17 protein-coding genes and 1 tRNA gene are annotated in these 22064 nt (G+C 48.0%); 3 read left to right on the plus strand and 15 right to left on the minus strand.

Going from position 1 to position 22064, the window contains the following annotated elements:
• Nucleotides 1-295: 295 nt before the first annotated feature.
• Both F1593_RS04700 and F1593_RS04705 read right to left on the minus strand, forming a co-directional pair.
• Nucleotides 296-1288 carry a glycosyltransferase family 2 protein gene (locus tag F1593_RS04700; protein WP_149400392.1) on the minus strand — a complete coding sequence of 331 codons (993 nt, stop codon included), beginning with the start codon at nucleotides 1286-1288 and terminating at the stop codon, nucleotides 296-298.
• A gap of 808 nt (nucleotides 1289-2096) precedes the next feature.
• A complete protein-coding gene (locus tag F1593_RS04705; RefSeq protein ID WP_172631860.1) occupies nucleotides 2097-3152 on the minus strand; it encodes a mannose-1-phosphate guanylyltransferase in 1056 nt (351 codons plus the stop codon).
• 508 nt (nucleotides 3153-3660) lie between these two features.
• Here F1593_RS04705 and murJ point away from each other — a divergent pair.
• Complete coding sequence (gene murJ, locus F1593_RS04710) at nucleotides 3661-6018, plus strand: murein biosynthesis integral membrane protein MurJ (RefSeq protein ID WP_149400394.1); 2358 nt, start codon at nucleotides 3661-3663, stop codon at nucleotides 6016-6018.
• A 13-nt stretch (nucleotides 6019-6031) separates the two neighbouring features.
• The gene (locus F1593_RS04715) at nucleotides 6032-7075 is read left to right on the plus strand and encodes a homoserine dehydrogenase (protein WP_149400395.1); all 1044 of its coding nucleotides are present in this window, start codon (nucleotides 6032-6034) and stop codon (nucleotides 7073-7075) included.
• Between the two features lie 59 nt (nucleotides 7076-7134).
• Here F1593_RS04715 and F1593_RS04720 read toward each other — a convergent pair whose 3' ends face one another.
• The gene (locus F1593_RS04720) at nucleotides 7135-7458 is read right to left on the minus strand and encodes a ferritin family protein (protein WP_149400396.1); all 324 of its coding nucleotides are present in this window, start codon (nucleotides 7456-7458) and stop codon (nucleotides 7135-7137) included.
• A gap of 493 nt (nucleotides 7459-7951) precedes the next feature.
• On the opposite strand from F1593_RS04720, the gene F1593_RS04725 reads away from it, so the two are divergent.
• A complete protein-coding gene (locus F1593_RS04725) occupies nucleotides 7952-9157 on the plus strand; it encodes a S53 family peptidase (RefSeq protein ID WP_149400397.1) in 1206 nt (401 codons plus the stop codon).
• A 224-nt stretch (nucleotides 9158-9381) separates the two neighbouring features.
• On the opposite strand, the gene F1593_RS04730 is transcribed toward F1593_RS04725, so the two are convergent.
• From F1593_RS04730 to F1593_RS04785, 12 genes are all read right to left on the minus strand, one after another.
• Nucleotides 9382-10770 (minus strand): LCP family protein, encoded by a 1389-nt coding sequence (locus tag F1593_RS04730; protein WP_149400398.1) that lies wholly within the window; start codon nucleotides 10768-10770, stop codon nucleotides 9382-9384.
• Nucleotides 10771-11054: 284 nt separating this feature from the next.
• Nucleotides 11055-11801 (minus strand): XdhC family protein, encoded by a 747-nt coding sequence (locus F1593_RS04735; RefSeq protein ID WP_149400399.1) that lies wholly within the window; start codon nucleotides 11799-11801, stop codon nucleotides 11055-11057.
• A 51-nt stretch (nucleotides 11802-11852) separates the two neighbouring features.
• Nucleotides 11853-12170, minus strand: a complete 318-nt coding sequence (locus F1593_RS04740) for an XdhC family protein (RefSeq protein ID WP_149400400.1) — start codon at nucleotides 12168-12170, stop codon at nucleotides 11853-11855.
• Between the two features lie 89 nt (nucleotides 12171-12259).
• Nucleotides 12260-13618, minus strand: coding sequence for a vWA domain-containing protein (locus tag F1593_RS04745; RefSeq protein WP_149400401.1), 1359 nt, complete (start codon nucleotides 13616-13618; stop codon nucleotides 12260-12262).
• Nucleotides 13618-14553, minus strand: coding sequence for an AAA family ATPase (locus F1593_RS04750; protein ID WP_216368778.1), 936 nt, complete (start codon nucleotides 14551-14553; stop codon nucleotides 13618-13620). The genes F1593_RS04745 and F1593_RS04750 overlap by 1 nt, the downstream gene beginning before the upstream one ends.
• A 96-nt stretch (nucleotides 14554-14649) precedes the next feature.
• A complete protein-coding gene (locus F1593_RS04755) occupies nucleotides 14650-15753 on the minus strand; it encodes an aminopeptidase (protein WP_149400402.1) in 1104 nt (367 codons plus the stop codon).
• Nucleotides 15754-15958: 205 nt separating this feature from the next.
• Nucleotides 15959-16825 carry an FAD binding domain-containing protein gene (locus tag F1593_RS04760; protein WP_149400403.1) on the minus strand — a complete coding sequence of 289 codons (867 nt, stop codon included), beginning with the start codon at nucleotides 16823-16825 and terminating at the stop codon, nucleotides 15959-15961.
• 43 nt (nucleotides 16826-16868) lie between these two features.
• Nucleotides 16869-19205: a xanthine dehydrogenase family protein molybdopterin-binding subunit gene (locus tag F1593_RS04765; RefSeq protein WP_149400404.1), complete on the minus strand. Its 2337-nt coding sequence runs from the start codon at nucleotides 19203-19205 to the stop codon at nucleotides 16869-16871.
• Nucleotides 19206-19295: 90 nt separating this feature from the next.
• Entirely contained in the window at nucleotides 19296-19802 is a 507-nt protein-coding gene (locus tag F1593_RS04770; protein ID WP_149400405.1) for a (2Fe-2S)-binding protein, read from the minus strand.
• A gap of 346 nt (nucleotides 19803-20148) precedes the next feature.
• The gene (locus tag F1593_RS04775) at nucleotides 20149-20802 is read right to left on the minus strand and encodes a hypothetical protein (RefSeq protein ID WP_149400406.1); all 654 of its coding nucleotides are present in this window, start codon (nucleotides 20800-20802) and stop codon (nucleotides 20149-20151) included.
• Between the two features lie 237 nt (nucleotides 20803-21039).
• Nucleotides 21040-21423, minus strand: coding sequence for a cupredoxin domain-containing protein (locus F1593_RS04780; protein WP_149400407.1), 384 nt, complete (start codon nucleotides 21421-21423; stop codon nucleotides 21040-21042).
• Nucleotides 21424-21876: 453 nt separating this feature from the next.
• Nucleotides 21877-21950, minus strand: a tRNA-Glu gene (locus tag F1593_RS04785).
• Nucleotides 21951-22064: the final 114 nt, after the last annotated feature.

Here is a 22064-nt window from a genome sequence, read left to right on the forward strand (position 1 = left end):
TTGTCTGGCTATACGGCGGCAGGATGAAATGTTCTGAAAGGGTGGTCTGTTTCAACGCAGACAAGTATCAGGCTTGTAGAATTTAGTAAAGCGTAAAAATATGTATTCATGTGCATATATAGCATCAGCTTTGTTGGAATGACTTCCCTGGAATACGTGGCAGAGATCCCAAAGATTTGGGACGTAGAAGAAAAGCTGTATGGGTTGTACCTGGAATGAGAGAATAAAAAGGGAGCGAATATATGTTATTCGCTCCCAGCAGTTTCAGCAGCTCAACAAGTTTTGACGAGAGCAGTTATTCTTCATCCTCGTCGTCATCTTCATCTTCCTCATCTTCGTCGTATTCACCGAGTAAGAGATCGTCACGGTCTCCCCATTTTGAGAGATACCGATAAAAATTCCGTTTGGTGATCCGAGTATGTTCGGCGTCAGAGAGGCCGGCATAGATCGAAGCGGGATGGAAGATGATAGGGAGATCAGGGACGCGAAGCACATTGAGCTCAGCATCGCGAATTGCAAAGCTAAAGTCAACATCCATGAAATCAGGATAGCGGTATCCTTCATCGAGCAAACCGGCTTTTTTCAGCAAGGCGCGCGGAAAGGCCATACAGCGCCCATCAATCACCTCGGCCTCATCTTCAGTTGTCTCCTCGAAGTGGCGCATATCCTCGGTGCGTAAGCCACGAGGACCTGCCAGCCCCACCTCTGGATCTGAGAGCACCTGTTCAAGTGCTGTAAAGATGTCGCCTGTCAGCTCGGCATTTGTATCGAGCAGGAGAATATAATGCCCACGGCTTTGTTGGAAGCCGAGATTATATGCTTCAGCCATACCTACCTTGCGCGTGGTACTCACCACATGAACTCGGGCATCGCGCTCATGGAGCCTTTCTGCCCAGCTATCAAATCCATCTTGTGATGAGTTATCGATGAGCATGATCTCTAGCGAGGTTGTGCCCGCAAACTGTAGGACGCTCTCGACACAGCGGCGTGCCTGCTCATTCCCATTCTGTGCCAGAATATTGATCGAAAAGGTGCAGAGATCTGGCTCATTGAGTAATGAGGGCAACTGACGTGCGGTGCGATATTGGGTTCCATCCACCAGGATACTTGGAAGAATAACCAGGTGAGCGCCATGAGGATTATCTTTTACCGCGTAGCCAGCCTCCTCAAGTTGTTGTTTGAGAATATCGGCACGGTCATATTGTCCTTTGCGTCGCAGGAGATCACGTTCATGAGAAAGTGCGAGAATCTCCTCGGGGATACCTTGACGATATGGACGGGTAGTCATATTTTTTCCTTCCTTGCTACGTTACATTCTATCCACAAACATTCCTACCTGCCCGATGTAGTTCCACGGGTTGGCAGCCCACTGAAAATAGCTCTGTTGGTATTGATGACATTTGTATCTGTTTGATCCCATTCCATCCTCCCATTGAACAGTGCGAACAGGGGTGACAATGAAGCGTCAGCATATGAATACGTGGACGCGTTTGCTTGTAATCAAAGCGGGCGTTGCTGAAGCGTTTTCTCCCCCGTACATAGTCGGGTATCATCTGCTGTCTTAACGGGACATGCCTGCTGTGTTACTGTTCTGTCGCTGTGACCAGTTGGACGTAGCGCACAAAGTCTATCATAGTAATCTATGATTGTATATGTATGTTGCTACAATCTGCATGGTGTAGCCTCTATAGCTATCCGCTTCTAGTTGTTTCTTGATGAGATAGCCTTCTAGAAGACGAACAGATCCCGGATCATTCGTTATACATCCGGAGCTCCAATCGGCTGCAGGCTTTTGTCCGCTTTTGAGGGGGAATTGTGTAAATGGCATGTTGCGCGTTATTGCACAATGTATAGTTGGAGATCATCATGGCAAACTCCCTTCCTGACGAGTCACTACCAATCTGTCAACAATTATAGCATATGCTTTGTTTCTGAGTATGCTTGAGGTTTTTGGAATGTTTGTGTTTGTATAAGGAACATGACAATTGCAATTTCAAGACACAGAAATAGCCAGGGATCTTCATTTCATTTCTCTGTTCCTGAAATGAAATGAAGATCCCTGGCTATTTCTGGGGACGAAAAAGAGTGATAGTGCATCAGGCCTTTTTATGATGTTGTTCAGCTAATTCTTTGACACGTTGAACATGTGTTTTGTGGCAGATGACGGTCATATCTTCCATCTCTACAACAATTACATCTTCTATTCCAATCGTATAAATGCGTCGCGCGGTATTATTATAGACAATCACATTTTGACTTCCCAGACCGATATGTGCTCCAACGGCGCGAATGCCCTGTTCGTCAGCAGGGAAGAGTGCTCCATATTGTTCCCAGTTGCCAACATCGTTCCAACCAAGCTGAGCAGGTATCACGACCAGATTCTGGGTCTTCTCTAGAATGCCATAATCAATTGATATTGATTGTAAGGAAGGCCAACGCTCCTGTAGTGTCTTCTCATCGGGGCCTGCACTTACAATATCCTGGATATGTTTCACCATTTCAGGCAAATGATCGCGGAATTCGGCCAGAATAGCTTTTACGCTCCAAATAAAAATACCCGCATTCCATACATAATGGCCATCCTGGATATAGTTTTGTGCGGTCTCTAAATTGGGTTTTTCAACAAAACGTTCTACCTGGAATGCTGTATAGCCATAGTCCTGGCTGAACTCTTCCGCATAGCGAATGTAGCCATAACCTGTCTCCGGCTTTGTGGGCTGGATGCCAATTGTCACAAGTTTCCCTTGCTCGGCTAGTTGATAGGCCAGTTGAAGTGTTTGCCTGAGATTCTCCACTTCTAAAATAACGGCATCAGCACTAAAAATAGCCATAACTGCATCGGGATCTTGTCTGGCAATGGTTTCGGCTGCCCAGACAATGGCAGGAGCAGAGTTACGTCCCAGCGGTTCGCGCAGAATATGAGTTTCGGGGATGGTTGGCAAATGTTCATGTACGAGGCCCGCCATGTTTGCCCCTGTAACTACCCAGGATTGCTGGGGGGTTACGAGTGGAGCTACACGTTCCAAGGTTTCTTGTATCATACTTTGACCACTCGGAAGTGGCAGAAATTGTTTTGGAAAGCTCGGTGTACTCAAGGGCCATAAGCGCGTGCCACTACCACCCGCTAAAATGACGGCGTTAAGATGCTTCATAATGAAAAATGACGCCTCCTCACAGCAAATCCTGTGTCTTTCTCTGACTGCTAGCGGAATACCCTTGTTCCGCATGTAGTGTATGGTCGGATTGTATAGGTGTTTTCCGATTGTGTCAAATTGTAGAACTAACTACCTACCAGGTACTGATTGTATTGATATCGCCCGATGCCCATGTTTGCCTCTGCCATTCCAGACGAACCAGAAGGACTGAAAATATCATAATTTTGACGTATTTCAAATGTATCACTATAATCTCCTGTATTCAGAGTGCCGCGCCGTGTATTCCTGGGAAGAATGAGACATCTGTCAGGGGAGAGACTCCGCCTGTCACAGGTTTTCTGCTCGGGTTGAAGGGCGACTGCTTCTTGTGTGAAGCGCAAGTACCATTCGTCGATTCCTCTAGTCAGAAGTTAGGTCCGTATGGTATGCTTGACGCACAATACTAGACAGAAATGTAATTAGACTGAGTTGTTGTACTCGTCGCGATTTATCGATAGAGAAGAACATGGAAAACGAAGGACAACAAGGGTCTCTGCCTGATCGGGGGCCATCAGAACAGCAAGGATATTACGGCTGGCAGTATGACCAGGATGCAACAGAAGTGAGGCCACCGTCTCCTTCTGGTACTCCTCCGCGGTCGTTCTCCTCTCCGCCAGGGTCCCAGTCAAATCGCTTGCCACCAAGAGCTCAGAATCCTCAGTCACCGCAGGATAAGGGCTCTTCTAAATATCAGCAACACTATCAACAGAAGTCGCAACAGCCTATACAAGATATGGGTATGACGCTGGGTTTTGGTCAGGGAACAGAATATCAATATTTTGAGGTTCCACAGCCTTCTCAGCCGATGGCACAACTACGGCAGGAGCGTTTACAGCAATTACGCGAGGAACGTATGCGTCGACAACAGCGCCGTATCCGTGGTGGAGATGTGACGGCGATGTTTCCCTGGAAGGATGGCAAGCCTGATACTCAGCCACCCACTCCACAGGGGAGTGTACGTTCTGGAAGTCAAGAGGCCCCGATGGCGCCTTTTAGTCCTTCCTCACCGCCGCAATTTTCGCCCCGTATCTCATTGCCCGGACAACCTATAGATGAAGCGAAGGAAATCGTGCCGGTCCGCTCATCGACCATGCGCCCTCAGGGGTTGCAACTGCCAAAGCGTGAGGTTGCAACAGGAGCGGCTTTACAGCCTGCGGCCGCGTCGGCACAAGATACTGGCATGTTGCAAAAAGTCCGTGTAGGACGGGCTATGTCCATCCTGACGATTGCCTTTGTCGCCAGTCGCGTGCTCGGTATTCTTCGTTCCTCGATGTTTGCCATTGTCTTTGGCACCAGTAACATCTCGGATGCCTATCTGCAGGCCTTTCTTGTTCCTGACTTGATTTTTAACATTGTGTCAGGTGGTGCGCTAAGCTCAGCTTTTATTCCAGTCTTTACCAACTATATGGTCAGTGAAAATGATCAAAGTAAAGCCTGGCGTATTGCTAGTTCCGCATTGAACCTGGCAATTGCCATGATGACGATATTTGCTGCCCTGGGTATCATTTTCGCGCGTCAACTGGTTCCCTTATATAATGCGGGCGCAACATCTGCACAGCTGGATTTGATCGCTTCATTGACACGCATCATGTTATTGCAATCAGTGATTCTGGGTAGTGGCGTGATTGTTACTTCGATTCTGAATGCGCAACAGGATTTCAAGCTTTCGGCGATTGGATCTGTACTCTACAATGTTGGATTGATCGGTGGCTTGCTTCCAGGTTTGTTCTTTTACCTGACCGGACAGAATAATACGATCTTTGCGGTCTATGCAGCGACCTGGGGTGTGGTTATTGGCGCGTTAGTGCAGGTTGGCGTGCAAGTTCCAGGTATGTTTAAAGTTGGCATGAAATATACCCGTTCGTTCGATTGGAAAGATCCAGGCATTATTCAGATTGCGAAACAGATGGGGCCGCGCATTGGAAATTCGGCCATGGTGTATTTATCCACCTTTGTGGATCGTGATTTGATTATGCTGGTGGTGGGTACTGCGGGTGGTGGTGTGACGCAGTATTATCAGGCTTTCCAATTGGTTCTGTTGCCTTATGGTATTTTTGGTTTGTCGCCAGCTACCGCGGTTTTCCCTACTCTGGCTGAGAATATTTCGAAAGGTCGCTTTGACCGGGTTCGCAGCACTATTTTGGATACGCTGCGTAGCATTTTGTATACTACCATTCCGTCAAGTATCGGGTTGATCATTCTTGGTTTGCCTGTAATTCAAGTACTTTTGCAGCATGGTCACTATAATTTCGAGAGTGCTCAGTCCACGTATTTTCCACTGGCAGCTTTTTCGATTGGTCTGGCTGGATTGTGCGTTGTGGAACTTTTGACCCGTTCATTCTACGCCATGCGTGATACGAAGACGCCGGTTATTGTGAGTATTGCTCAATTCATTTTTAAGATCGCGTTGAGCTTGATCCTGGTGAATGCGGCTGTATGGGGAACACGGTGGGGACTGGCTGGCCTGGCCTTCTCAACTTCGGCTGCTAATATTCTAGAGGCGGTCGTCCTGTTCTGGCTATTGGATCAGCGCATTGGTGATATGCAACCAAAAGCATTATTAGTGTTTATTGGGCGCGTGTTGCTGGCATCGCTGGTGATGGCTGTGGCTGTGTTTGTGGTCCGTGAAGTATTGGATTTTGTGTTGAATACCACTAACAGACAATCTACAGGTGTCCTGGGAACGATTGAGGTTATCATTAAACTGGGTATTGAGGTTTTTGTGGCCCTGTTCGTGTACATACGTGTTTCACGGCGTATAGGGGTTCAAGAGCTAGGATCGTTTAAGCGCATTCTGGATCGTCTTAAATTATCATGGATATAGGTGGTTGTTGCAGATGAAACATATACGTCTTTCAATTATTGGCTTTGGGGTGGTTGGTCAGGGTCTGGCCGAGCTGATCCATACCAAACGTGAAATATTGCGTCAAGATTTCGCGCTCGATATTTCGCTCGTAAGTGTCGCGAATGGACGCCATGGCTTTATCTATCGCGCTGAAGGATTGGATATACCGACACTACTCTCTTTAGCGGAGCAGCGCCAGCCGTTGACGTTGCATCCCGATGTACAGCATTGGCAGAGTCCTCTGGAGGGTTTGCAGGCCACCGGCGCAGATATATTGGCTGAGGCTACATGGACGAATTTGCGGGATGCTGAACCAGGTATCAGCCACATCCGTACTGCGCTCTCCCATGGTATGCATGTAGTAACGGCAAACAAAGGTCCAGCTGCTCTGGCCGCTCATGAGTTGTTTGTGTTAGCGCAACAGCATGGCGTGCAATTGCGCATGGAATCAACAGTGATGGCCGGGACGCCTGTGGTGAGTACGGTACGCGAGGGAATGGCAGGCGTGACGATACACGCTGTACGTGGCATCTTGAATGGAACAACAAATTATATCCTGAGTGCGATGGCTCAGGGACGAGACTATGCCGAGGTGCTGGCAGAGGCGCAGGCGCAGGGATATGCGGAGGTAGATCCTACCGCTGATGTCGAAGGCTATGATGTGGTTGCTAAAACCGTCATTCTGGCAGCCCTGGTTTTTGGCGTGACATTGAAACCAGATGAGGTCTATCGACAAGGTATTTCTGGGATTACTAAAGCTCAGGTACACCAGGCCTTACAGAAGGATCAGCGCATCAAACTGGTGGCTTCATTGACGCGCACAGCGGATAATACCTCTGCTCCTCTGCTTGCTCGCGTGGAGCCTATAGCTTTACCTTTGACGGATGCATTAGCCAGGGTTGATGGCGTGATGAATGCGATTACATTTGAGGGTGACTCGCTCCCCTCAGTGACGATCAGTGGTCCCGGTGCCGGTCGTTTGCAGACGGGCCAAGGATTGCTCGCAGACTTGATTGCAATTGCACGTACATGCTAAATATAATACTGAATCTATTCAAACGAGGCGGGGTGCACAAGCACACCCGCCTTTGTCATTTAATCTAGTTTCTCTTCCTCTTCCTCACCTTTTTCCGCATTGTCCACAATATCCCCGTCATGAAATAGAATATTTTTGGCTGCTACACGCCATTTTGGCGTACGACGCAAGAGAAATTCTAGATCCATTGAGAAATGCAGGAATTCCTCTTCCTGTGCATGGGCCATGATCTTTTTCGCATCAGGATCTAGTTCAATTGAAATACGTTGCTGATACCAGTTAATCGCCTCGCATTCTTCTTGAAGAGAGGTGATGATGCGAGCAAAAGTGCGTGTCTCGGTTGAAAGTTCTTCGGCCGGTTCATGATATTGATTGGTACCCATTGAATGCATTGTATCCTTTCCACAATTGGATCGCCTATTCAGTCAGGCTTGGTATTTTTTTCATGCGAGCTACTATTAGCACGATATAGCAGGATTTTCAGATGCTCGTTTCCACATTTTTTTACTTCTACTAACAGCTAGCCAGGTGGCTATCTCCGTTTTTTACTGGCTGGTAGCCTATTTGTGCTACATGTTATGGTGATCCAAGTTGTTTCAAGTTCATCCATGTTAATATATTCACAACAATAAATATACAAAAAGCCTTCCTCTTTTTGTAAAAAGATTCAGAAACTGTTGGTCTTATCTGGCAACGTAAAAGATCACGATATGTTCTGAACTACATTATTGTTGCCAAATTTCCTGTTGCGCAATTGACTTCAGCTCGCTATCGCTAGATTGTCATCAGCTTGTTATCAATGTATTACAGCGGAATTGGCCTTATTTAACCTCTGTTGAACATGTTAACATGTCAAGTTAACGTAAGGACAACTGGATGAATAGTTATGGTATGCATAGTATTTCCTCGCATGTAAATGGCAGTGTAGCTATGGGAGAAAGTACTGAACGGAATTACAAGCGCTCAAACGGCATCTTTATCGGGTCTATCATACTTACTTTCGTACTTCTTACTACAGCTTTTATTTCAGCAACTGGTGCAAATCCTCACGTACTTAATGGTCCGGCCCGTCTGGTGCCACTGAGAACGCACATCACACATACCCATGCTGCGGCCAAGCCTGGTGCTATTTCTGGTCTCACGCCACAAGATTTATGGAAAATGTATAATTTACCGGGCATTAATGGAGGTGCCGGGCAAACAATTGCAGAGGTTATTGATGGTGGTATTCCATCGATGGAATCAGATTTGAATGCCTATAGCCAGCGGTTTGGTTTGCCAGCATGTAATGTTGCCAGTGGTTGTTTGACCATCAAGTATCAGGGCGGCAAAAAGATTGCTAAAGGCTATGATCCTGCTGAAGGTATTCTAGATGTTGAGCTTATGCATGCTGTTGCTCCACAGGCAAAAATCTTGCTCTACATTATGAACTCTGATAACACCTCAATCGCCAGGGGCCCTGCCGATATCATGCAAACTCCTGGATTGAAATCAATCAATATGAGTTATGGTTTTGATGGAACTGGCAAGCAATTTGAATCCTTGTATGCCAATAATCCCAATCATGTGGCTCTCTTTGCGGCCTCGGGTGATGATGGTTCTGGTCAGATTACCCCACCCTCCATTTATCCAGAGGTGATTGCGGTTGGTGGTACCGTGGTGAGTGGTTCAACAGAATCAGCCTGGAGTGGTTCTGGCGGTGGACGTAGCTCTCTGTATGCAGAGCCTGACTATCAAAAGACATATAATATTCCTCAATCGCACGGGCTACGTGGTAATCCCGATGTGGCAGCGGTGGCAGGCACTGAGGTCGTTACCTATGAAATGGGCAAATGGGCCAGTGAAACTGGCACAAGTGTTGCTGCTCCTATCTGGACTGGTATTGCGGCGCTGGTAAACAAGCCAATCACCGATGATTTGCTCTATACCCTGGCCAAGAGTCAGCCTGACTCTTTCAATGACATTACCTCTGGCTCCAATGGCTCCTGTGGGTTTGTATGCACCGCGCATCCCGGTTATGACTATGTCACCGGCCTGGGTACTCCCAAGAACTTTGTAGCCAATGTCAACGCCATGAAATAGCCTCTCTGAGAGTGAATATGAACGGGCTAGAGCATTCTAGCCCGTCATTTCGTTTTATGAGAGGATCGATATTTCATCGGAGTAGAGGTAGGAAGAGTCAGAAAGAGTCAGGAGTATAAAGATTAAAGAAGGGTAGCAATTGAAACTTTCTATTATGAATGTCTCAATTGCTACCCTTCGATATTCAGATCGAGCGTAACAATTGCTCGGCCTGAATAGACTACTTAGTTGTAGAGCTTGCTCTGAATATATTCAGAAATGAGGGGCCAGTTTTCTCCTTTGGGAATGACAATCGACTCACCATCGCTGGCGGTTGAGATATCCATGACATTACTGGTACTCAGGCCAATATGTGCGGTTTTGGGATCATTCAGATCCATTTTTTGTGAGAAGAGTCCCAGATCGGCAAATGACATATTGGTATAAATCGTTTTTTGCAACGCGTTCATGGCATTGATCAAGCTCGGCCAGGTAGTAATATTGCGTATTTTTCCCAGGGCGGCTTTGATAATCAATTGTTGACGGGCGGAACGGCCAAAATCGGTCAATTCTGCCTGATTGATGGAGGTGCCCATGCCGCAAACCTCTACTGGTTCGCGAGCACGTGCATATTCAATGGCGGTTGCTCCATCCATATGTTGTGTGCCCTTATTAAATTGAACTTTGATCCAACTGGCATCTTTGTTCGCATCATCATTTTTTGGATAGCAAGCATTGAAGGAATCGGGAACGTAGACATCAACGCCACCGATAGAATCAATGAAACTTTTAAAACCATTGAAGTCGATGAGCATCCAATTCTTCACGTTCATGCCCGTTACCAGCGAGACTTTTGTAGCCATGGCATCGCCACCCGCGACGCGATTCTGACTATTGTTTGAGGCTGTTTGATAGACTTCATTGATCTTCGTATAGGCATTGGAATTGGGTGGATTTCGTACCCAGAGGTCACGCGGCACGGAGACTAACGAGGTGTGCTGGGAGGATGGAATCATACTGACGACGACGATAGAGTCTGTGAGATTCGCGCCATCGTGGCTTCCACCACCATAGCCTAAAATCAACAAATTCGTGCGGTCACTGGTACTCATATAACCGGTTGTTGTTGTGAGCGGTCCCTGGGTAGAGATGGCTGAGCCAAAGGCTAGCACGCGCTGTATGGTGGTAAATCCAATCACTGCCAGCACGATAAAGATGACCAGTACACTCAGGCAGCCAATTTTGCGCTTGTTACGTTTCTTACGCGGTTTGGCTGATCGTGGGCCCTGATTGCCCGGCCCCGGCTGATGCTGTCCTGGTTGATGCGAGGGATATCCCGCAGGCGTCTCTGTCGGTGGCGTATATGCCCGTTGATTCGCATTGTATGCTGGCCCGGGATTTTGATATGGTGGCTGCACTGGCGACTGTTGTGGATACGACTGCCGCGCATTGGGTGTTGGTGGATATGGCGGTCGCCCACCTCCCTGAGGAGGTGCAGGCTGCCTGGGTGCCCGGGGCGGTTGTGGTTGATGAAAGCTGCCAAGAACTAATTTTCCTTGCGGCCCTTGTTCCTGTGGTGGATAGGGAGGAGGTGCATCCGCAGATTCATCTGGCCGATAATAATTATCTGACATCTTTTATCCTTTACTTTGAATTTATAAGTTATATGATGGCATGTCGTTCCTCTGCAGTCAGAAAACCTCGCTCCCACAATGAGCGGACGGGCTTTAAAGACCTACATAGCATCCAATTGATGAAAATACTATGTACTATGCTTGTTTACAGGGAATATATGCTGAAAAAAAGTTATTGCCTCTTACATAAAGACGAATGAAGCAGAGAGAAGTTTCATCGACTTGATCGTGGTCATAGTGTATCCCATTGAAGTACTAATTGGATTAAATTTACTGTATGCTGGTTAGATTTTGCCATGCCGTTGAGCGACAATCTCTGCCATAATGGACAGAGCGATCTCTTCAGGCGTTCTGGCTCCAATATCCAGGCCAATCGGGCCGTGGATGCATTTGATCTGCTCCTCCGTGAGTCCCTGTTGAAGCAGGCGCTCCGCTCGCTCCGCGCTGGTTTTGCGACTGCCAATTGCCCCAACATATCCCACACGCCGGGTTAGAATAACTTTTAAGGTTGGCTCGTCAAATTTGGGATCGTGTGTCAATACTGCTACCGATGTGGATGGATAGAGAGTTCTTTGTTGCAGCACTTCATCCGGCCAGGCAACAATCAATTCATTGGCGTGTGGAAAGCGTTCAGGGGTCGCAAAAGCGGAGCGGGCATCAATGATCACTACGCGGTAGTTGAGCGCCCTGGCGAAGGTTGTGAGTGGAATAGCGATATGTCCGGCCCCTACGATGATCAATTCTGGTGGCGGTGGGAAGCCTTCAATAAAAACGTCTATCTGTTCCTGTGCCATTGCTGTGTTCTCAAGCGTATAGCTATGGATTGCTGCCTTGCCACTCCAGATTGCTTGTTCAGCATCGCTGCTCACGCGTTGATCCAGTTCTGGATCACCAAGCGTGCCATGGGTTACCGCATCTGGATAGATGAGCAATTTGGCCCCTACATGGTCTGTACCACGTAGCAGGGTTGCTATGGCGATTGCTTGCTCTTGATTCAGGGCTGTACGTAATTCTTCATAGAGTCCGCTCATGATCCACTCTCCTCTTTCGTAGCGCCTATGAATATTGACATCCTGTCTTGATTACCAGTCCAGGCGCTCCACGAATACATGGATAGTGCCTCCACAGGCCAGGCCGATTTTTTCAATATTTTCAGCCTCGCTGATACCAAACTCAAGCATCTGAGGCCGCCCATGTTTGATAACTTCTAGAGCTGTTTGGACGACGGCTGGTTCAACGCATCCTCCACTGACAGAGCCCGCTAGCTCGCCCTTTTCGCTAACCGCGAGTTTGGCTCCTGGCTGGCGTGGGGCCGATCCTTGCATACTCACAACCGTGGCGATAGCTATCTTTTCGCCACGCGTGCGCCACTTTTCGATATCGGGTAATATGTCTCGCATAGTCTCTTTCCTCTTCCTCAACAACAGAACAGGGATTGTTACTTTGTTGGATGCGAACGCACCTGTAGCATAAAGCATCCAGGGCAATTCTAATAACGTCGTACAGTTGTTTTACTCCAGTTTTTAATTGCTTTGCGGCGTGTCGCTTCGCTGCGATCTGGTCGACTATCGTCAATGGCTGCCAGGAGATAGCCAAGGCTAAGCAGGCTATCCAGATTATGAGATGGCAGGAAGTCGTCAATAAACGGCAGCGATGTTTTCATGCCTACCGTAAGTGGTCGATAGTCGGGTGAGCCCAGCAATGGATTAAGCCAGATGAGGCGGTGACAACTGCGCTGTAGACGCCCCATCTCTTCCTGCAGGATGCCTGCCTCTCCACGATCCCAGCCGTCGCTGATGATCAGCACGACCGCACCATGACCCAGGACACGACGGGCCCAGTGATAATTGAAGTAGTGGAGCGCATCACCAATACGCGTGCCACCAGACCAATCCTGTACTGTTTTCGAGACATCGTGTATCGCATCATCCACATCGCGCCGTCTGAGTTGTCGTGTGACGCGTGTGAGCCGTGTCCCGAAGACAAAGGCCTCGACATTTAGCAAACCGTTAGATATGGTATGGATAAAGTGGAGCAGCAGACGCGAATACAGGCTCATAGAGCCGCTGATATCACAGATAATGACCAGGGGGCGTGGTTTTTGTTTTGTCTTGCGCCAGGTCAATTCTATCATCTCCGCGCCATACTTCAGATTACGTCTAATAATGCGACGCATATCAGGATACGCACCATGGGATGCTGGTGCCTTGCGCCGTGTCATTTTCTGGCCCAGATTCCAATGCATTTCGGCCATCAAACGTTTGGCTTCCTGAAGCTCTTCCCAGCTATAGTTTTCAAAGTCTTTCTTGCGTAGCTGTTCAAGCGCGCTATAGGCCATTTCCATGGGAGCGCCTGTATCGTTTTGAGGATCGTCTTGATCGTCTTGCAAGGCTTTACTGCGTTCGGGTGCTTGCTTTTCTCCATGGAACTCTTGATGTGTCTCGCTCATTTGCAAATGCTCGGCCAGACGTTTGCGCTCGGAGGGTGGCAAACGCAATGGCTTCCCTTTTTGTTTGAGTCCAGTATTTGCTGTTTGCTCTGTCTGATTGTTCAATTGCGCGCGCGTGAACCAATAATACTGAAATATCTGCTCGAAGATGGGTTCCTGTTCATGGCGGGTGAGCAGGCTGCATTTGAGCGCGGCATGAAAATCATCTTTATTGGTCACATCGATGATGTTAAGCGTCTCTGCCAGATCGATAATCTGATGTGGTCCGACATTGAGTCCTGATTCCCAGAGCAAGCGGCCAAACTCGGTCAGGCGATAGAGCAAACGTTCACCATGCTCAATCTCAGGTTTGGTCTGTGGTAACGCTGTCTGTTCATCTGCTGGTAGAGGATTATTCATCAGGAGACACCTCGGAGTTTTTGAATGATTTTTCCGATATCGAGTCCTCCGACCTTCAGAATGTCATCTTGATATTTAAGCAATGCGCCCAGTGAATCGCGTACAGCTCCTTCAGTCAGTTCTTGTTGATCGAGGGCGAGCAACGAACTCATCCAATCCAATGTTTCTGAGATACCAGGGGCTTTATACAATTCCTGATTGCGTAGTTCATGAACAAAATGAGTGACCTGTCTGGCTAAATGCTCAGGAGCCCCTGGCATGCGCGTCAGGATAATTTGATATTCTTTTTCCAGGCCTGGAAAATCGATCCAATAGTAGAGGCAACGGCGGCGAAGCGCGTCGTGTATTTCGCGGGTGCGATTTGAGGTAATAATGACAAATGGTGGTTCCTTGGCTTGAATAGTGCCAATTTCAGGAATAGTGATCTGGAAGTCGGAGAGCAATTCAAGCAGATAAGCTTCAAATTCCTCGTCGCTCCGATCTAGCTCATCGATGAGTAGTACCGGCGCTGTGGGATTGGTTGGATCAATGGCCTGGAGGAGGGGACGCTGCATAAGAAACTCAGGGCCAAAGATATCATGCATGGCATCTTGTGGTTTGCCTGCCGTGGTTTCCAGGAGGCGAATGTGTAGCATCTGACGGGTATAGTTCCACTCATAGACGGCGGTATTGATATCGATGCCTTCATAGCATTGCAGGCGAATTAAACGGGTATTAAGAAGGGTTGCCAACACTTTGGCAATCTCTGTTTTGCCAACTCCTGGCTCCCCCTCTAACAGGAGAGGCTTACGTCGTTTGAGCGCGAGATAGATCGTTGTTGCCAGACTGCGGTCGGCAATATATTGTTGCGCTAACAGTGAGCGTTGGACATCTTCAATCGTGGCTAAACTGCTGAGATTGTTCAGATGAATATTCCTTGATGCTGTTTGCTCCAACGTAAGCCTCCCTATGGCTAGATAGTTAATCTATACAAAAGGTGTTTTTTAAAAATAACACATCTTCATTGGGCATTTCATGCGGCGTTTTATCGATTATATCAGAATGGCTCCGTCTTTGAGGAAGAGGGTATCATCAATCCATACTTCACCGTTGGTACGTAGATCACAGATCATATCCCAGTGCAGTGCGGAATGATTGATGCCACCGGTTTCCGGATAGCTTTCTCCCAGAGCCATATGTACTGTGCCACCCATTTTCTCATCAAAGAGGATCTGTTTAGTGGGATGGATCACTCCCTTGTTATTTCCAAATGCAAATTCACCGAGATAGCGCGACCCGGCATCCAGATTCAGCATCTGATGCAGATAATCTTCTCCCTGGCGAGCAGTGGCTTCGACAACCTTGCCTTCTTTGAATACGAGGCGAACACCTTCTACCGAGCGACCATCGTAGATGGCGGGAATATCAAATTGGACCACTCCATTGGCACTATTTTCGACCGGGCCTGTAAAGAATTCACCACTCGGGAAGTTGCGTTTGCCATCGCTATTGATAAAGATACGATCTTCAATGGAAAGTGTCAGATCAGTACCTGTGCCCAGCACATGCACTTTTTTCTTACCAACCAGCCAATCGACATAGTGTTGTTGCTTGCGGGCTAATTCTTTCCAACTGGCAATTGGATCTTCATCGTTGAGGAAGCAGACATTAAAGACAAATTCCTCAAACTCTTTCAACGACATGTTGGCATCCTGGGCATAGCCAGTCGTGGGATAAAGTGTCCCGCACCAACGGAAATCTCCGGCCTGCTCGCGCTGGCGAAAACGTGTCGCAATGGCATGATTGGCCTGACGGCGTTTGGCTCCCTGAGATGGTGGAACAGTGCTGAGCGCTTTCGGATTGCTGCTGGACTGAATGCTCAGGCGTGCATTGGCCTTTTCGGCTAATGTCAGGGCGAGCGGTGATGGTGTCATCAACTGGCTATCATTTCCCTCACGTAACAGGATTTCATTGAGACCCTCCAGTTCAATCAATGGAACTGGATGTGCCCCGACATGCAGCGCTTCGCGGTATACCGCCTCGATTAACGGGGCAGCCAGCGGCGTCGCCTGGATGGAGAGAATATCTCCTGGTTTGAGGTACAGACAGTAGTGAACCAATGTGTGAGCCCAGCGCTCAATACGAATATCCTTCATGCTCGTTCTATCTTTCTAGTTGTGGGTAGGTCGGGTCGCGAACCATCCCTGTCGTTAAAGGTTCCTTTTATCGATTGTATATGCAACTCTATTTTTGTTTGTACTATCGATTTTACCTTCTATTATACATAGTTTTGGTTGCAAAAGGGAAAAGGTGAGGGCCTGCTATCGTTCTTCTATCCCTTTTCCCTTTTCAATCACCAGATCAGGCGCGCTCAAGGGCGTGCATGATAACCCTTCTGGTGATAACGGCGGCCATCTGCTGACGATATTCTGCTGAGCCATGAATATCGGAGATAAGGTCTGCATTCGCGACTGCATGGCTGCTGGCGCTCGTAATCGTTGCGTCGTCGAGTTTTTTACTGATAAGGGCTGCTTCGACTTCACTGGCACGTATGATGCGCGTACTGGCTCCGGTGATTGCGATACTGGCGCTTGTACAAAGACCTTTTTTGTTGATGGTCAGCACTGCTGCGCAGCCAGCGATGGCATAATGAGAGGCTTTATTGGAGATCTTCGCATAGGCTGAGCCTGTATGAGGTGCTGGAAGAGGCAGACGGATTGCTGTGACAATTTCATCCTGTTCCAGAGCGGTCAGAAAAGTATCCACAAAAAAGTCATCGGCAGCAATGGTACGCGTTCCATTGGCTCCCTGGACAACCAATTGTGCTTTCAGGGCTAGCACAATGCCAGGCATATCGCCAGCGGGATCTGAATGGGCCACACTTCCGCCGATGGTACCGCGATTGCGTACCTGTTGATCCCCAATCAGGGCGGTGCCTTCAGGCAAGATGGGATAGTATTTATGCAGGATTTCTGATTGCTCAATCTGTTTGTAGCGGGTTAGCGTGCCCAGCACGATGGCATCTTTTTCTTTCCGAATATAAGCCAGGTTGGGAATGGGTCCAATATCGATAAGATGTTCGGGTTGAGTCAGACGCAACTTCATGGCTGGCAGCAGGCTATGCCCGCCTGCCAATATTTTTGCCTCGTCACCGTATAGCTGCAAGAGCGCAATCGCCTCGTCCACCGATTGGACCGGATGATAATCAAAGACTGCTGGTACAGACATGCTGCATTCCTCTTTTCTGCTTCTGTCCCGCGTGCAAAGCGGTTTATTGGTGATGGATGATTCTCCACAATTTTTCAGCTTTGAGGGGCATATCGATATGCGCAACACCCAGGGCATCGGCCACAGCTGCCACTACAGCGGGCGTAGAGCCAATAGTGCCAGCTTCACCTACTCCTTTTACTCCCAACGGATTGACCAGCGTTGGCGTCACTGTATGCTCAAGTTCCAATGCTGGCAAGTAGGGAGCGATAGGCATGGCATAATCCATAAAGGTAGTTGTCAGGAGCTGGCCTTCCTCATTATAAACCACCTCTTCATACAGTGCCTGTCCAATCCCTTGTACTATCCCTCCATGGATCTGGCCTGCGACCAGGAGAGGATTGATCTGCTTGCCACAATCGTCAACTGCGATATAGCGTGTAATCTCGACCTCACCAGTATCTGGATCAACTTCAACGGCGCAGATATGGGTACCGAAGGGAAAGGTACATGCTTCGGGTTCAAAAAAGACGGTCGTTTCCAGGCCGGGTTCAATATCCATTGGCAAGGTATTCGAGGTATTGGCCGCCGCTGCCACCTGTGCGAAAGAGACTGATTTCTGAGGTGTTCCCGCCACTGAAAATTTGCCATCCTCCAGCGACACATCTGAAGGATTCGCCTCAAGCATGGCCGCTGCAATCGTCTTCATCTTCTCTTTCAGGCGCAGCGAGCCCTGATAGACTGCCGTCCCACCTACCGCCGTGGTACGACTGCCATAGGTCCCACGTCCCTCCGGTGTTGAATTCGTATCGCCATGCAAGATTAATACATCCTCGATGGGAATGCCAAACTCGTTGGAGATAAGCTGGGCGAATGTTGTTTCCTCTCCCTGCCCATGTGGTGATGTGCCTGTATAAACTATCACGGTGCCTGTTTGTTCAATACGTACCCGTGCGCTTTCGTAGAGTCCAAACGGTGCGACCCCCTTGGGTCCAATACCACATATCTCGACATAGGAGGAAATGCCAATCCCTACCAATTTTCCCCGGGCTCGTTTTTGGTGCTGTTCCGCGCGCAGTTTATCGTATTCAATCAGATCCAACGCCTTTTCCAGTGCTGCCGCATAGTTGCCACTATCATAGAGTGCGCCCGTCGCCATCGTATGGGGAAATTGTTCTGGTTGTACAAAGTTGAGCAGGCGTACCTCAGCGGGATCGCGTTTGACAGCACGTGCAATCAGATCCAGTGCACGCTCTACCATATAGGTTGCTTCGGGCCTTCCTGCGCCTCGATAAGCATCGGTAGGGGCCTTATTGGTGAAGACAATATCACAACGACTATAGACATGAGGGACAGCATAGCTGCCACTCAGCATTGGTAGAGTGAAGGCAATGGCGATCACGTCGGTGAAAAATTGGAGATATGAGCCGAGGTCTGAGATGACATGGAATTTTAATGCTGTAACCCTGCCCTCTTTTGTGGCAGCAGCCTCTACATAGTTTACCTGATCGCGGCCATGAATGGTAGCGGCAAGATTCTCATCGCGATCTTCTATCCATTTGACCGGACGTCCGGTCTGCATAGCTGCAAAAGCCGCCAGCGCCTCTTCGGGATAGATATTGAGCTTGCTGCCAAAACCGCCACCGACCTCTGGTACAATCACCCGGACCTGATGTTGCAACAGGCCGAGCTGTTCCGCCAGATAGTTGCGTAAGAGATGAGGAATCTGCGAGGAACTCCACAGGTTGAGCGTAGAGTCCGATTTGCGGAACTCAGCGATGACACCACGTGTCTCCATGGCAGAAGGTGCCAGTCTTTGATTGACGATGCGTTCTTTGATGATAACCCCACCATTGGCAATCGTTTCGGCGAAGATGTTGTCGATTGCTTCGCTGGATGGATGCATTGAAACCGCTACATTTGTGCCAAATTCTGGATAAAGCAAGGGCGCATCTGGCTGCATCGCTTTCTCAACGTCGCTAACGACCGGGAGGGGCTCATAATCAATCTCGATGAGATCCAGGGCGTCGCGAGCGACATAGCGATTCTCAGCTACTACAATGGCAACTGGATCGCCATAAAAGCGTACTTTGCCATCTGCCAGCGGGAGACGGCGTCCCATACCTCTGGTAATGTGGGGAGGGAGGGGAGCGGCAACTGGTATATTGCCAACCTTATTTTTCAAATCTTGAGCAGTAATGACTGCGACCACACCCGGCAATTGACTGGCTGCATCGGTATTGATACTGGAGATTTGTGCGTGACCGTAGGTACTGCGGAGCACGGTCATATGCAACATACCCAGGAGCTTCATATCATCAACGTAGGTAGCCTGACCGGTAATCAAACGTGGGTCCTCACGCCTTTTAATTGGCGCACCAAGCATAGCTGCAATACCCATGAGTGTATTTATCCTTTCTCAAGCGCTGAGAAACGAAACAAAGGTTGATACAACACTGGTTTGAGCATCCTTGCGCGCAGGATCAGGGTACTAATTTTGGGTTGACACTGGTATAGATGTCTCTGTACTCATATGCTCCGCTGCATCCTGAACGGCTCGTACAATATTTTGGTAGCCGGTGCAACGGCAAATATTGCCTTCCAGTCCCTTGCAGATCTCATCCTCTGTAGGATGGGGATTATCTTTAAGCAGTTGATATGAGGACATAATCATGCCAGGTGTGCAGAAGCCGCATTGCAGGCCATGTTTTTCCCAGAAGCCTGTTTGAATAGGATGGAGCTCACCCGCAGGAGCCAGACCTTCAATCGTGGTTATCTCACAACCATGTGCTTGCATCGCCAGTACTGTACAGGCTTTCACAGCCTCTCCATTCAGCAGAACGACGCAGGCACCACATTGAGAGGTGTTGCAACCAATGTGTGTTCCCGTCAGATCTAAAATTTCTCGCAGATAATGTACCAGCAGCATTCTAGGCTCAATCTCCGATTGATGTTGTTGCCCATTCACAGTGATAGTAATTGAACGCTTCGTTGCCATTGTTCATACCTTTACTTCTGCTAACAGTAAGCCCTTCCCCGGCCCATAGGCAAAGAACTACGCTATCCTCATGCCAGATATTGTGTGACTGGTTCAAACAGATACCATAGTAAGCGGTTGAGAAAATATCTGTACACGGTGTACTTAGCTTTAGTGTACCTGGTTGCTCTAAATTTGTTGATCCCTTTCTCCTCAGAGCAAAGTCAAAGGAGGAAGGATTTGAAGGATCTTGTTAACATCAAGAACGTAGCACACGTATGGTTCGCTTGTCAACGAAAGAAAGACAACCTGCATCGAACAATGCAGGTTGTCTTTCTTTCGTTTTGGCCGGTATTATTTGTTCAGTTTAATGTTTATTGCCACGTCCAAACCCATTTCCAGGATTGAATGTTTTTGTTGGAGTTGCGCCTGTATTTCCAGGATTGAATGTTTTTGTTGGAGTTGAGGGTGCACCTGTAACCAGGACGAATGAAGCTGGTCGGTCGCTTCCAACTGAACACGATTTATCACCTGACTGGAAGGTTGCAGTGACCAGGGACAGATGATTAATCGCCCCCGCATGCCCTCCCATTGGGATGTAAGCTACTGCCAGTCCATCAGACGACGTTGTTGCAGGATAGGGTGATGATGAGTAATCTCCCCAGGCAACATTGAATGTCACCGTTGCACCAGGAATGCCGCTGAAATTACCATTAACGTTGTTGCCAAAATTGCCGTAAATAGGGATTACCCCACCACCACTGTAAGCTGGCGACTCATTAGTAATCCAGGCACCACAAAATTGCGGTGCTAAGGTCGGGGTGGGAGAAAGATGTGCTTTATTAAAACTGATGGTGGCTGTCGATTTAGGTGCAGTATCTGTGGTAGCCATGGTGGTGGTATTTGATCCACAGGCCACAACAATGATGCTGAGTGTTAAAAGAAGGAGAATAGCTCCACATTTTAAAGAGAGAGAAACGGAAGAAGTATTCTTTTTATGTTTTTTTATGTTATGTTGCATATGCCTACTATTACCCTCTTGAATTACAATACTGCTGGGTAGTATAGCATATCATGTGTTTGGGGCCGTATATTTGTGCACTATCTGCCAAGAAAGTACTATGATTCTTGCCAGTCAGGCTAACAATTTGTGAAGTATCTCTGGAAGATGAATAAAGCTCTATTCTATGCAGAGAGTGCAGATAGATGTTACAGATCGGTACTCTCTACATAGAATAGATAAAGGGGAAAATCGGATTTATTTGACCACAATAGTAAGCTTCATACCGCCGTGGATGGTGCAGTAAATCTTAAATGTGCCTGCCTGGTTGAATGGTCCAATTGTTGATCGGTCACCACCAGTGAAATTCAGGTTAACACTGGGCGCGCCCGCTTCCTGAGTGGTATCCGGGGTTGAACTATTCCAGGTACCATTTTTAATGGTGTGTGGTACGGCTACATCATCGACGAGATCGAGTTTTTGACCCTTTTGAATATCTATTTCTGGTAGCAGGAATTGAGCTGAGCCCATATGTGCGGCTGGATTTTTGGGTATTGTATCCGCATCGATAACGCGGCATGCTGAGAGTAAAATGGTCATAAGGGTAAGAGCTAAAAGACCAAATAGGATCTTTCTATTCATAATGGATGTGGATGCCTCCTTGAGAATTATGTGATTGCTCTGTGATTGTGATAATGACAGGGTTGTCTTTTTTTGGACACTCCTACTATAGCAAAATGTCGCGAATATGGCAAAGAAATCGGCTGCCGTTTTATTCAATTTCTTACTGCCTGCATGCATGGATAACGGATGGCCTTACTTGCCGCGATACAAAATCGGTATTCTCTTCTTCTTAAGAGTTTCTACTATTCTTGTTCCACCTCTGGCTGTGTCTATTTCTAGATATCTTATTCATATCTATAGCAAAAATTTGTTCTTTTGACAAAGAGCCAGCAGTAACAGGTTACTCTTTTTGCTTACTGTGTGGAAATGGGATAGCGTGAAGATAAGTAAGGACGGGTACGTGGGTGATGGGATGAGAGGCAACAAAAAAGCAGTCCAGAGAAACAAAATCTCTGGACTGCTTTTATTGGATAGCGCATACGGGATTCGAACCCGTGATCTCCGCCTTGAGAGGGCGATGTCCTGGACCGCTAGACGAATGCGCCTCAGATGTTTCAGCACTTTGTGCTTTGGGAGTGCTTACCACGCGGTCTATAATAACCCGTCTTTGTTTTTCTGTCAAGGGGCAGTAGCTGGCAATCAGGGAATGGTCAGAGGGA

This window comes from Dictyobacter arantiisoli, assembly GCF_008326305.1.
GTDB lineage: Bacteria > Chloroflexota > Ktedonobacteria > Ktedonobacterales > Ktedonobacteraceae > Dictyobacter > Dictyobacter arantiisoli.

Excerpts from the sequence above, each read along its gene's own strand:
- F1593_RS04730 (WP_149400398.1), bottom strand. The coding sequence starts at position 10,770 with ATGTCAGATAATTATTATCGGCCAGATGAATCTGCGGATGCACCTCCT.
- F1593_RS04715 (WP_149400395.1), top strand. The coding sequence starts at position 6,032 with ATGAAACATATACGTCTTTCAATTATTGGCTTTGGGGTGGTTGGTCAG.
- F1593_RS04765 (WP_149400404.1), bottom strand. The coding sequence starts at position 19,205 with ATGGGTATTGCAGCTATGCTTGGTGCGCCAATTAAAAGGCGTGAGGAC.
- F1593_RS04755 (WP_149400402.1), bottom strand. The coding sequence starts at position 15,753 with ATGAAGGATATTCGTATTGAGCGCTGGGCTCACACATTGGTTCACTAC.
- murJ (WP_149400394.1), top strand. The coding sequence starts at position 3,661 with ATGGAAAACGAAGGACAACAAGGGTCTCTGCCTGATCGGGGGCCATCA.
- F1593_RS04720 (WP_149400396.1), bottom strand. The coding sequence starts at position 7,458 with ATGGGTACCAATCAATATCATGAACCGGCCGAAGAACTTTCAACCGAG.
- F1593_RS04745 (WP_149400401.1), bottom strand. The coding sequence starts at position 13,618 with ATGAATAATCCTCTACCAGCAGATGAACAGACAGCGTTACCACAGACC.
- F1593_RS04705 (WP_172631860.1), bottom strand. The coding sequence starts at position 3,152 with ATGAAGCATCTTAACGCCGTCATTTTAGCGGGTGGTAGTGGCACGCGC.
- F1593_RS04760 (WP_149400403.1), bottom strand. The coding sequence starts at position 16,825 with ATGTCTGTACCAGCAGTCTTTGATTATCATCCGGTCCAATCGGTGGAC.
- F1593_RS04725 (WP_149400397.1), top strand. The coding sequence starts at position 7,952 with ATGAATAGTTATGGTATGCATAGTATTTCCTCGCATGTAAATGGCAGT.
- F1593_RS04775 (WP_149400406.1), bottom strand. The coding sequence starts at position 20,802 with ATGCAACATAACATAAAAAAACATAAAAAGAATACTTCTTCCGTTTCT.
- F1593_RS04700 (WP_149400392.1), bottom strand. The coding sequence starts at position 1,288 with ATGACTACCCGTCCATATCGTCAAGGTATCCCCGAGGAGATTCTCGCA.
- F1593_RS04735 (WP_149400399.1), bottom strand. The coding sequence starts at position 11,801 with ATGAGCGGACTCTATGAAGAATTACGTACAGCCCTGAATCAAGAGCAA.
- F1593_RS04740 (WP_149400400.1), bottom strand. The coding sequence starts at position 12,170 with ATGCGAGACATATTACCCGATATCGAAAAGTGGCGCACGCGTGGCGAA.
- F1593_RS04780 (WP_149400407.1), bottom strand. The coding sequence starts at position 21,423 with ATGAATAGAAAGATCCTATTTGGTCTTTTAGCTCTTACCCTTATGACC.
- F1593_RS04770 (WP_149400405.1), bottom strand. The coding sequence starts at position 19,802 with ATGGCAACGAAGCGTTCAATTACTATCACTGTGAATGGGCAACAACAT.